Source organism: Saccharomonospora azurea NA-128, from assembly GCF_000231055.2.
In the GTDB taxonomy this organism is placed as follows: Bacteria; Actinomycetota; Actinomycetes; order Mycobacteriales; family Pseudonocardiaceae; genus Saccharomonospora; species Saccharomonospora azurea.
Genome location: NZ_CM001466.1, coordinates 882,503 through 893,259, shown reverse-complemented (window position 1 = coordinate 893,259; position 10,757 = coordinate 882,503). Strand labels below are relative to the sequence as shown.

The 10,757-nt window shown below is 72.1% G+C and carries 11 protein-coding genes; 6 read left to right on the top strand and 5 right to left on the bottom strand.

Annotation, left to right across the window (positions count from 1 at the left end):
* The 4 genes from SACAZDRAFT_RS03980 to SACAZDRAFT_RS03965 form a co-directional block, all read left to right on the top strand.
* Positions 1–664, top strand: a 664-nt coding sequence (locus SACAZDRAFT_RS03980) for a M24 family metallopeptidase (protein ID WP_005438930.1), incomplete at its 5' end; no start/stop codon positions are given.
* Positions 661–1,116, top strand: a complete 456-nt coding sequence (locus SACAZDRAFT_RS03975; protein WP_005438928.1) for an Lrp/AsnC family transcriptional regulator — start codon at positions 661–663, stop codon at positions 1,114–1,116. The genes SACAZDRAFT_RS03980 and SACAZDRAFT_RS03975, both read left to right, overlap by 4 nt.
* A 48-nt stretch (positions 1,117–1,164) precedes the next feature.
* Positions 1,165–1,407 (top strand): hypothetical protein, encoded by a 243-nt coding sequence (locus SACAZDRAFT_RS03970; protein WP_005438926.1) that lies wholly within the window; start codon positions 1,165–1,167, stop codon positions 1,405–1,407.
* Positions 1,394–1,693, top strand: coding sequence for a hypothetical protein (locus tag SACAZDRAFT_RS03965; protein WP_005438924.1), 300 nt, complete (start codon positions 1,394–1,396; stop codon positions 1,691–1,693). The genes SACAZDRAFT_RS03970 and SACAZDRAFT_RS03965 overlap by 14 nt, the downstream gene beginning before the upstream one ends.
* 39 nt (positions 1,694–1,732) lie before the next feature.
* On the opposite strand, the gene SACAZDRAFT_RS03960 is transcribed toward SACAZDRAFT_RS03965, so the two are convergent.
* Positions 1,733–2,797: a GDSL-type esterase/lipase family protein gene (locus tag SACAZDRAFT_RS03960; RefSeq protein ID WP_005438922.1), complete on the bottom strand. Its 1,065-nt coding sequence runs from the start codon at positions 2,795–2,797 to the stop codon at positions 1,733–1,735.
* A gap of 111 nt (positions 2,798–2,908) precedes the next feature.
* On the opposite strand from SACAZDRAFT_RS03960, the gene SACAZDRAFT_RS03955 reads away from it, so the two are divergent.
* A complete protein-coding gene (locus SACAZDRAFT_RS03955; RefSeq protein ID WP_005438920.1) occupies positions 2,909–3,601 on the top strand; it encodes an HAD family hydrolase in 693 nt (230 codons plus the stop codon).
* 76 nt (positions 3,602–3,677) lie between these two features.
* Here SACAZDRAFT_RS03955 and SACAZDRAFT_RS03950 read toward each other — a convergent pair whose 3' ends face one another.
* The 4 genes from SACAZDRAFT_RS03950 to SACAZDRAFT_RS03935 are packed head-to-tail and all read right to left on the bottom strand — an operon-like array spanning position 3,678 to position 9,092.
* Complete coding sequence (locus SACAZDRAFT_RS03950) at positions 3,678–4,373, bottom strand: ABC transporter ATP-binding protein (protein ID WP_005438918.1); 696 nt, start codon at positions 4,371–4,373, stop codon at positions 3,678–3,680.
* Complete coding sequence (locus SACAZDRAFT_RS03945; protein WP_005438916.1) at positions 4,370–5,068, bottom strand: ABC transporter ATP-binding protein; 699 nt, start codon at positions 5,066–5,068, stop codon at positions 4,370–4,372. Before SACAZDRAFT_RS03945 ends, SACAZDRAFT_RS03950 begins: the two co-directional genes overlap by 4 nt.
* Complete coding sequence (locus tag SACAZDRAFT_RS03940; RefSeq protein ID WP_005438914.1) at positions 5,061–7,649, bottom strand: hypothetical protein; 2,589 nt, start codon at positions 7,647–7,649, stop codon at positions 5,061–5,063. The genes SACAZDRAFT_RS03945 and SACAZDRAFT_RS03940 overlap by 8 nt, the downstream gene beginning before the upstream one ends.
* A gap of 54 nt (positions 7,650–7,703) precedes the next feature.
* On the bottom strand, positions 7,704–9,092 hold the full coding sequence (locus SACAZDRAFT_RS03935) for a KamA family radical SAM protein (RefSeq protein WP_005438912.1): 1,389 nt from the start codon (positions 9,090–9,092) through the stop codon (positions 7,704–7,706).
* 99 nt (positions 9,093–9,191) lie between these two features.
* Here SACAZDRAFT_RS03935 and SACAZDRAFT_RS03930 point away from each other — a divergent pair.
* Positions 9,192–10,757, top strand: a 1,566-nt coding sequence (locus SACAZDRAFT_RS03930) for an amidohydrolase (RefSeq protein ID WP_005438910.1), incomplete at its 3' end; no start/stop codon positions are given.

Below are 10,757 nucleotides of genomic sequence, written 5' to 3'. Positions count from 1 at the left end.
TCTGCGCCGTGCCGCCGAGGCCATCGACCGCGTGCACGCGCGCATGGGCGAGTGGCTGCGGCCGGGCCGCACGGAGGCCGAGGTGGGCGCCGACATCACCGAGGCCATCGTCGCCGAGGGCCACACGCACGCCGACTTCGTGATCGTCGGTTCCGGGCCGAACGGCGCGAGCCCGCACCACGACGTGTCGGACCGGGTCATCGAGGCCGGGGACGTCGTCGTGGTGGACATCGGCGGCCCCATCCCGGAGGGCTACAACTCCGACTCGACCCGCACGTACGCGGTCGGGGAACCCGCGGCCGAGATCGCCGAGGCGTACGCGGTGCTGCAGCGTGCCCAGGAGGCGGCCGTCCGGGCGGTGCGGCCCGGTGCCACGGCGCACGAGGTGGACGCCGCGGCGCGGGACCTGCTGACCGAGGCCGGGCTGGGTGAGCTGTTCATCCATCGCACCGGACACGGCATCGGCCTCGACGTGCACGAGGAGCCCTACATCATGAGCGGCAACGACCTGCCGTTGCAGCCCGGCATGGCGTTCAGCGTCGAACCCGGTGTGTACCGGGCCGGGCAGTGGGGCGCGCGCATCGAGGACATCGTCGTGGTCACCGCCGACGGGGTGGAGCCGCTCAACACGCGGCCGCACGAGCTCGTCGTGTTGCCCGCATGACGGCCGCGGGACTGGAGCCGCTCGACCGCGCGATCGTGCGGGAGCTGGCGGCCGACGGCCGCCGCAGTTTCACCGATCTGGCCGAGCGGGTCGGGTTGTCGGTGTCCGCGGTGCACCAGCGGGTCCGGAGGTTGGAGCAGCGGGGAGTCATCCGCGGTTACACCGCCCGGCTCGACGGGGAGCAGATCGGGCTGCCGCTGACGGCTCTGATCTCGCTGACGCCGAACGACCCGGCGGCTCCGGACGACTACCCGCAGCGGCTCGAACACATCTCCGAGATCGAGTCCTGCTACTCGGTGGCCGGCGACGAGTCCTACGTGCTGCTGGTGCGGGTGGCCTCGCCGCTGGCGCTGGAGGACCTGCTGCGGCGCATCCGGGAGGCGGCCAAGGTGTCCACCCGCACCACGGTCGTGCTGTCGACGCCGTTCGAGGGCCGATCACCCACGCTGTGAGCGTTCCGAGCCTCCCCCGACCGGGTGGGCAGGCGGTACCATGTCGCCATGGCTACGCGGAAGGTGACGGTGTCGCTGGACGACGGTGTGCTGGCGTTCGCCGAGCAGGCAGCCAAGGCGCACGGTGTCTCGCTGTCGGCCTGGCTGTCCAAGGCGGCACGCCGTGAGGTCGTGCGGACGGGCTTCCGCGTGTCCGACCCGGCCGGGTCCCGGCAGGCTGCCGAGCAGGCGGCGCTGCGCGACGAAGCCGAGCTGGTGGCCGCGTTGGAGGACCTGCGTGCGCAGGGGTGAGGTCTGGACCTACCACCCGCCCTCCGAACAAGCCCGCGCTCGCCGGATGCTGCTGCTGTCCTCCGACGGCATCAACGAATCCGAGCGGCCCTGGCTCCTGGGAACGGAGCTGCTCGACCGCGATCCCCACGACATCCTCGGCGTCGCGGTCGACGGCCACTACTGGGTCTCCACCGTCAACGTCACCCGGCTGTACCGGCCGTGGCTTCGCGAGTGTGTCGCCGAGGTCGACGGCGAGGTGCAGGAACAGATCGACGGTGCGTTGCGGGCCGCCCTCGACCTCTGACCGCGTCGCCGTGGTGTCCCGCGAGTCGGGTCGGCCGCGTCAGTTCCCTGCGAGTGTCTGCGCCGAGGGCGCGGCGTGGAGCCGACCGTCGGCACCTTCGAGGCACGCGGCCTCCCGGTCGTTGGTGGCGAGGAACTCGCTCAGGCACCGCGCCACCTCCTTGTGGCCCGCGGCGTTCGGGTGGAACGACTCCTGGATCGCGTGGTTCGCGCGGTCGACGTCCTCGAGGTCCTCCCAGCGCACCGTGAACCGGGTGAACCACTCCGTCGAGGCGTCGTCCCCGCCACGGCAGGCCTCGTGGCCCGTCCCGGCCCGCGAGAGGTCGAGGAAGCGCACGTCCGCCTGCCTGGCCGCGCCCTGCAGGGCCTCGGACAGTTCGATCGCCCCGGTCTCGGCCACCCACTCCAGGTCGTCCGCGCGGAACGGGCAGCCGTTGAGGTTGCGCCAGTTCTCGGGGATACCGGGCCCGATCGGGGAGGCGTACGACTGCAGGACGATCTCGTAGTCCGACCGCTCGTATCCCGCGTCCTTCAGCACCTGCTTGACGTCGTTCAACGCGGCCACGACCTTGGGCACCATGGCGTCCAGCCGCTGCTGCCAGTCCTGCTTGATCTGCGCGCTGCACGGCGAGTCCTGCTGGAGGAACCAGGAGGTGAAGCACTGGGAGATCAGCCGGGAGAAGTGCGGCTCGTCGTTCGCCCCGATCGCGACGACCACGGCGGCCACCCGGTGGTCGTCGAGCAGGTCACGCAGCTGACCGGCCTGGGACGGCTCGGTGTACTGCTTGACGTCGCCGAGTGCGACGTGCCCCGACGGCGCGCCGGAGCACGCGAGGTTGACCGACTCGACGACACCCCTCAGCTCGATCTGGTGCACCAGGGCATGCCGGGAGCGGTGGCACCAGTTGCCGTCCTTGCCGTCGGTGTCGCGCGTGTAGTCGCCCGCGCCCTCCCCGGAGATGGTGCTGTCGCCCAGCGATACGACGGTGAGGGGGCCCGTTCCGGGAGGTCCGGGGCGGTCGTCCTGGGTGTCGGAACCGGGGCCGGTGAGGACGAAGACGGCGACCAGCACCGCGACGGCAGCGAGCGCCAACGCGCCGAGCACCCACCGAGACCTGCGCACGAGAGATCATTCTACGCGAAAAGGAGTGTCCGCCTCCCGCGCCCGTGTGCCAGCATCCAGTGGTCGTGCCCGATCTCGTTTCCTGGGGGAAGCGTGTCCAGCCCGTGCTCCGCACTCCTGTTCGACGCCGACGACACTCTGTGGGAGTGCAACGTCGTGTTCGAGCGGGCCAGCGACGACTTCTGCGGATGGCAGGAGCGGCCCGGACTCGACGCGGCAGCGATCCGCCGACTCCTGGGCGAGGTCGAGCGAGCCAACTCCGCGCGCTACGGCTACGGCGCCGCGGTGTTCCTCCGCAGTCTCGGCGACTGCCTGGAACGGATCCACGGGCGCGCGGCGACCCCTGGCGAAGGTGAGCACCTGCGACGGCTGGCGGAGGCCGTCCTGGACTGTCGTATCGAGTCGATCCCCGAGGTGAGTGAGACCCTGGAGGCGCTCGGGCAGCGGTATCCGCTGGTGCTGGTGACGAAGGGCGACACCGACGACCAGTGGCGCAAGCTCGACGTCTCGGGACTGCGCCCGCATTTCCACGCGGTGCACGTGGTGCCCGAGAAGGAGACCGGCACGTACACGCGCATCGTCGAGCGCCACGAACTCGACCCTGCGACGACGTGGATGGTGGGCAACTCGCCGAGCTCGGACATCCTGCCCGCGCTGGCCGCCGGACTGGGGGCGGTGTACGTGCCCAACGACAACACGTGGGTGCTGGAACACGCGGAGCTCGATCTCGCCGTCGATCGCCTGCTCACGGTGGAGCGCTTCGGTCGCTTGCTCGACCACTTCTGATGTCGAGCGTGGGGAGAAGGACCACGTCGAACCGCCGCCGTGGGTGCGGGCACGATGTCCGGATCGGACGGCGGGACTAGCCGGAGACGAGCACGCCGCCGTCGAGTTCCCACCGGCAGTCGGCGACGTCGCGTACGGCCGGGTCGTGGGTGACGGCGACGACGGCGGTCCCCTCGTCGGCCACGCGCCGCAACAGCGTCAGCACCACCTCGGTGGATGCCGGGTCGAGGTGTGCCGTCGGCTCGTCCGCCAGCAACACCGCGGGACGGGGAGCCACGGCGCGCGCGAGCGCGACCCGCTGCTGCTGACCGAAGGACAGCTCGGCGGGGTAGCGGTCGGCGAGTTCGGCCACCCCGAGCTCGCCGAGCACGTCCGATACGACGGCCTCCACCGCGGCGGCCGGGCGGGGTCCCAGGCGCAGCGGCAGCGCGACGTTCTCGGCGCAGGTCAGCTCTTCCGCGAGTCCCAGCGCCTGCGGCAGGACCGCGCACACCGACCACGGCACCTCGCCCGCCGGCTCGCCGCGGAAGGTGACCGTGCCCTCGTCGGGGATGTCGAAGCCCGACAGCAACGCGAGCAGCGTGGTCTTGCCCGAACCCGATCGGCCCGTGATGGTGATGATCTCGCCCGCCTCGGCGTGCAGATCCACCCCCTTGAGGATCTCGACCTCCGTGTTGCCCCGGCCGAAGCGACGCCACAGCCCGCGGGCCGCCAGGGCCGGGGCTTCCTTCGGTGGCGGCGTCACCTCGGCCTCGACGTGTTCGACCGTCATCGCGCGACCTCCCGTCCCTCGTTCTCGGCCACGATCTCTCCCGACCGGATCCTCACCACGCGGGACCCGCGCTCGATCAGTCGTTCGTCGTGCGAGGCGACGACCACGGCCACGCCGTCGGCACGCAGCACGTCGATCGCGTCGAGCACGTGGCTCGCGGAGCGGTCGTCGAGCTGGGAGGTCGGCTCGTCCGCCAGCACCACCGGGGTGCCCCGGGCGAGCGTGCAGGCGAACGCCAGGCGCTGTTGCTGGCCGCCGGACAGCGCCGCGATCCGCGACGTGCCGGTGCCGTCCAGGCCCAGCCGTTCGAGCAGCGCGGCGGGATCGCACCGGCGGTTCGCCGACTGGGCGGCGGCGTGCAGGTTGTCCGACACGGACAGGTGCGGCACCAGGTTGTCCGACGGGTTCTGGAACACCAGGCCGATCGACTCCCGGCGCAGCGCCCGACGTCGCCGTGAGGACTGCGCCACCGCGGCTCCCCGGAACCTGAGCGTTCCCCGCGTGGGGGTCTGGAACAGGGACAGGACGCGGAGCAAAGTGGACTTCCCGGAGCCCGACGGTCCGGCGAGGACGGTCAGCCCCGACGAGGGGATCGTGAGGCTGACGTCGCGCAGTCCGGTCACGCGTTCGCTGGTGGACGGCACGGCGTACTCCACGTCGACCGTGTCCAGCTCGTACATCGGCACGTCAGTCACGCAACAACTCCGCGACTCGGGCGGTGCGCACCGAACGCACCGCGATCCAGCACGCCACGGCCGTCACGCCCAGCCCGGCCACGACGACCGTCACGACGAACGGCGTGAGGCCGGTCAGCCCGGACGCCGGTGGAAGCCACCGTGCCGGATCGAACCGCTGGATCGACCCGGCTGCGACCGTGAGGCCACAGACCAGCCCGACGGCGATCGCCGAGAACGCCACCACGCCGAGCTCGGTGGCGTGACTCGCCCACAGCGAGCGACTGCGCAGGCCCATCCGCATCGCCAGGGCACCGGCCAGCGTGTTCTGTCGCCGCCGTACCTCCACCGCGATCAGCAGCGAGAGGGCGGCGGCCACCCCGAGCGTCGCGCCGAGCAGCGTGACGAACGAGAACGTCCACTCGACGACGTAGAACGGGAGGGCGTCGAGTGCGGTGTCGCGATCCGCCGCGTTCATGTGCACGACGCCCGCGTCGCGCAGGGCGGCGCCGACGGCCTCGACGGACAGCGTCGACAGCACCGCCCACTGCGGTACCTGGTCGATGCGCTGCGCGTCGAGTGCCGTGCGCGGCACGAGGTAACCCTGCTGTGCCCCGAGAACCGGGGCCACGTCGATGGCGCCGACCGCGCGGAGCTCACCCAGAGCGGTGGTCGCGGTCTCGGCGGCGCCACCGATCCGGATCGCGGGCACGGTGTCGTCGGGAGGTGAACGCAGGGCGGCGAGCATCCGGTCCACGTCCTCGCGCGGCAGGTGCTCGACGAACGCGGCCTCCGCGAAGGTCTCGGGGTCGATCACGAGCACGGTGCCCACGTCGCCCGTGTCGAAGGTGCCGAAGACCGTGCTCGACCGTGCCAGCGAGTCCGGCAACGCGAGGTCGCCGCGTCCGACCGCGTTCTCGACGTCGGTACGCGACTCGGCTCCGACGAACACTCCCGACTTCACCGCCAGCGCCTGCTGCTGGCCGGAGGCGATGGAGGAACCGACGGCGAGGGTGCCGACGGCGAGCACGGCGACGACGAGCACGCCGGTCACCGGCGCGCGGGCGTGAGCGAGGCGGCGCACCGCCCACTGGACCGCGGGCCGGGACCACCAGCGCAGGCGATGCGACGACCCGAGACCCCACCACGCGAGTCGAGCGACCACGAGTCCGACCGTCAGCACGACCGCCACGGGATAGATCAGCGCGAGCGGATCGGTCCGGGGAACGGGCGCGGTGGAGGCGACGTCCCCGTACCGGGGCAGTCGCGACCAGCCCAGGACGGCCACGCCCGCCGTGAGCAACTCCCACGGCACGGACGCCAGGAGTCGTCTCCCGCGTCGAGGTGAGGTGAGCCCGAGGCCGAACTCGCGGTGGGCGCGCAGAGCCACCACGGTGACCAGCAGGACGAGCACCGCCAGCAGGATGCCTCCGGCCACGGCCACCCCGGTCAGTTCGGCACCGGAGCCGAACAGGCCCGGTGGCGCGTACAGCGGGACGGTGAGCCGGGCCAGCACCGCACCGGCCACACCCCCGAGCACGACGGGGAGCCCGAGCTCGGTCGCCGCCAACAGCCCGACGGCGACGGAGCCGTGCCCGCGAGCGGACTGCAACCGCACCAGCGCATGACGCCGGTGGTACCACTGGAGGCCCACGGTGGCCGCCCCGGCGAGTCCGACGCCGATGCCGAGCGCGGTGAGGGGCAGAAGCGACCAGGTCACCGTCTCCTGCGCCTGCTGGGCGAGGTCGGTCGAGCGCGCGAACGGCTGCGACAGAAGGGCATCGCCGAGCCCCTGGGCGCGCAGCTCCTCCCGGACGTCCGCGAGCAGGGCCTCCCCGCGCCGTCGCGTGTCCTCGGCCTCGGCCAGGGTGCGCGGAGGCGGCGTCGAGAAGGTGATGGTCAGCCGTTCGAGCGCGCCATGCTGCCGGGTGGCCTCGTCGAAGCTCGCCCGGTCGGTCGCGAACACCACCGAGCCGGTCGCGATGTGGTCGACCAGCCGGTTCTGCACCGCCAGATCCTGCACCGAGCACCATGCACGCGGCGCGGGGTTGTGGAGATCGGCGTAGATGCCCGTGACGCCGGGCCAGTCGGCGTTGACGACCCGGCTGCCCGGCTCGATGCCCGCGAAGTCGGCGAGGTCGCGACCCACCCACAGGCCGGGGGAGTCACTGCCGCGCACGAGGGAGAGCTGGTCGGTGCCACCGTCGCGGTACGCGAGCCGGACGGTGTAGCCGTCACCGGTGCCGAAGTCCGCGCCCGGGACGAGGCCGCTGAAGAGGCTCACCGTCGGTGTGCCGAAGCCGTGGGCGGCGGCGTGGCGCTCCACGACCTCGGTGATGGGTCGCACCTGTGCCGGTTCGACGCGCGGTTTGGTGATCACCGGGCCGTAGGCGTCGGGACACACCGTCGTCGACTGGTAGTCGAGTGTCGAACCACCCGAGGCCGAGGCATGGAGCACGGCGCCCATCCCGAGGAAGCACGACAGCAGCGCGGTGATCGTCGCCGCGACGAGGGTGAGCGGGCTCGACAGCGCCGCGCGGGGCGCCGTGGTCCACGGCAACCGGGGCAGCGGGCGCGAAGGTGATCTTCGCCAGGCGGGCATGCCGCATGCTAACGCCGTCCCCGGTCGCCGCAACCGATCTTGCGGATTTCGGCCTCAGCCGTTCTCCCGCCACCACTGCTGCCCGGCCTCGGGCAGCGTCGACACCGGGTCGTAGTACGGGTAGCGGCGGCGCAACGCCTCCGGGTCGTCGAGCTCGATGCCGGTGCGGTAGTTCTTCGTCCAGTACGAGATGCCGCGCTCGCGGTCGTACTCGGCGATCTGGTGCACCCAGCGCTTGCCCACGTACGGGACGTCGCAGACGATGCGCGGCGTCGCGTAGCCCGGCAGGTAGCCCATGATCGCGTGCTGGAGTTCCTGCGCCTCCCACACGGCCAGGCGCCAGTGCTCGGCGTTGGGGATCATGTCGCACATGTAGAAGTAGTACGGCAGGATGTTCGCCTCGCCCTGCAGCGCGAAGCACAGGTCCAGCAGGTCGGCCGAGGTGGCGTTGACGCCCCGCATCAGCACGCCCTGGTTGCGCACGTCCCGCACGCCGACGTCGAGCGCGGTGCGGGTGGCCTCGGCGACCAGCGGGGTGACCGACTGGGCGTGGTTGACGTGCGTGTGGATCGCGAGGTTCACGCCGCGGCGCCGCGCGGTGCCGGCCACGCGGGCGAGTCCCTCGACGACCTTGGGCTGAAGCCAGTGCTGCGGCAGCCCCGCGAGCGCCTTGGTGGCCAGCCGGATGTCGCGCACGGTCTCGATGTCGAGCACCCGCATGAGGAACGCCTCCAGCTGGTGCCACGGCACGTTGGCCACGTCACCGCCGGAGACCACCACGTCCCGCACGCCCGGCGTGCGCTTCAGGTAGTCGATCATCGCGTCCTGCCGGTCGACCGGCTTCAGCGCCAGCTTGTGCTTGTCGATCAGTGGAGTCGAGTTGCCGACGAGGTCCATGCGGGTGCAGTGACCGCAGTACTGGGGGCACGTGGACAGCAGCTCGGCCAGCACCTTGGTGGGGTAGCGGTGGGTGAGTCCCTCCACCACCCACATCTCCGCCTCGTGCAGCGAGTCGCGCTGCGAGTGGGGATGGCTGGGCCAGTCCGGATCACGGTCGGCGCGCAGCGGCATCATGTACCGCCGGATCGGGTCGGCGTAGAAGGCCTCGGTGACCTTGGCCGGGTCGGTGCCGGCGTGCGGCGCCATCGTGTTGAGCATCTGCGGCGGCAGCAGCATCGACATCGTCGCCATCTCCTGCTGGTCCGCGACGAGGTCCTCGTAGAAGCGCTCCTCCAGCAGGTTGCCCATGACGGCACGGAGCTGCTTGACGTTGCGCACGCAGTGGACGCGCTGCCACTGCGCGTCCCGCCATTCGGCCTCCGTCACGTCGCGCCAGCCCGGGAAGCGTCGCCAGTCGGGTTCCACCAACTCCACGCGCCGGTAGGTGTAGGGCTGTTCCGCGAGTTCGATCGACGGGTCAGCAGATTCCTGGGTAGCAGTCACTTCTGCTCCTCGGTCTCGACAACTCGTGAAAAATATCCTGTCATAGAAGCTCGCGAACGTAAAATCTCCCGTATAGAGGAGGGTGGCAGACTCTGGGGCGTGAGTAGCAGCAACACGACGCTCCTGGTCGGCGGACGCGTCCACACCCCGAGCTCGCCCGATGCCACCGCCATGGCCGTCACCGACGGCACCGTCGTCTGGGTCGGGCAGGACGGGCCCGGCCGCGCGCTGCACCCCGACGCGGAGGTGATCGACCTCGACGGTGCGTTCGTCGCGCCCGCCTTCGTCGACGCGCACGTCCACGCGACCAACACCGGTCTCCACCTCACCGGGCTCGACCTCACCGGGGTGCGCGACGCGGGAGAACTGCTGGCGGCCGTGCGGGCCGCCGCCACACCCGGGGAGGTGCTGCTCGCGCACGGCTGGGACGAGACGTGCTGGACGAGCCCGCGGCTGCCGAGCCGCGCGGAGCTCGACGACGCCGCGGGCGGCGTGCCCGTGTACCTGAGCCGCGTCGACGTCCACTCGGCGCTGGTGTCGAGCGCGTTGCTCGACCTGATCCCGGACGCCGTGCGCGCGGAGGGCTACTCGCCCGACGGGCCGTTGACCCGGGCCGCGCACCACGCGACCCGCCGGGCGGCCTACGCAGCGATCACGCCGGAGCAGCGTGAGCGTGCCCAGCGGGCCTTCCTCCGGGCCGCCGCGGCGGCCGGTGTCGTGAGCGTGCACGAGTGCGCGGGCCCCGACATCTGCGGCGAGGACGACCTGCGCGCCCTGCTGCGGCTCGCCGCCGAACCGGGGCAGGTCGAGGTGGTCCCGTACTGGGGAGCGCTCGCCGACGAGTCGTCGCTCGACCTCGCCCGCGAGCTCGGCCTGCGCGGTCTCGGCGGCGACCTGTTCGTCGACGGCGCCCTCGGCTCCCACACGGCCGCGCTGAGCGCGCCCTACACCGACCGGCCCGACACGACGGGCGCCCGCTACCTCGACGCCCGGACGATCGCCGACCACGTCGTCGCGTGCACCGAGGCCGGGGTGCAGGCCGGCTTCCACGTCATCGGCGACGCCGCCGTCACCGAGGTCGTCGAGGCGTTCAGGCTGGCCGAGCAGGCCGTCGGGCACCGCGCTCTCGCCAGCGCGGGGCACCGGCTCGACCACGTCGAGATGGTCACCCAGGAGCAGGCGACGGCGCTGGCGCGGTGGAACGTGACCGCGTCCGTGCAGCCCGCGTTCGACGCCCTGTGGGGAGGTGCGGACGGGATGTACGCGACCCGGCTCGGGGCCGACCGGGCCGCCGGGCTCAACCCGTTCTCGATGCTCGCCGCGGAGGGCGTCTCCCTCGCGCTGGGATCCGACGCCCCGGTGACGCTGCTCGACCCGTGGAGCGGGGTACGGGCCGCCGTCCACCACCGCACTCCGGGGTCCGGGATCTCCGCGCGCGCCGCCTTCAACGCCCACACCCGGGGCGGGCACCGCGCGGCCGGGGTCAACGACGGCGTGACGGGCAGTCTCGTGCCCGGCGCTCCCGCCCACTACGCCGTCTGGGACGCCGACGAGCTGGTCGTCGCCACGCCCGACAGCCGTGTCCAGCGGTGGTCCACCGATCCCCGCTCGCGTGTCCCGGGCCTGCCTCCGCTCGATCCCGGCGCGGCCCTGCCGACGTGCGTG